Genomic DNA, 359 nt, shown 5'->3' with positions numbered 1-359 from the left:
GCGTCGTTTGTTTCGCGCCATCGATAAATGGGCGCCTCCGGGACAACGCCTGCTGCTGGTGACCAGCGAAGGCCGCGTGATCGGCGCAGAACGCAACGAGATGCAGATCATTCGTAACTTTATCGGCCAGGCCGATAACGCCGATCATCCGCAGAAAAAACGCTATGGCCGCCTGGAAATGGTGGGCCCGTTTTCCGTCCGGGACGGGGAGGATAACTATCAGCTCTATCTGATTCGTCCCGCCAGCACCTCACAATCCGACTTTATCAACCTGCTGTTTGACCGGCCGCTGCTGCTGCTGATCGTCACGATGCTGGTCAGCGCCCCGCTGCTGCTATGGCTGGCGTGGAGCCTGGCGA

At 59.6% G+C, this 359-nt stretch carries 1 pseudogene; it reads left to right on the top strand.

Features of this window, described 5'->3' with window-relative positions:
• Nucleotides 1–359, top strand: a pseudogene (cpxA, locus tag ACSIPU_RS30715) (envelope stress sensor histidine kinase CpxA); the annotation flags it as partial.

The organism is Klebsiella sp. HN106, from assembly GCF_051209435.1.
Lineage (GTDB): Bacteria > Pseudomonadota > Gammaproteobacteria > Enterobacterales > Enterobacteriaceae > Klebsiella > Klebsiella oxytoca.
The sequence above is the reverse complement of the archived record's forward strand: the minus strand, read 5'-3'. Positions and strand labels throughout refer to the sequence as shown.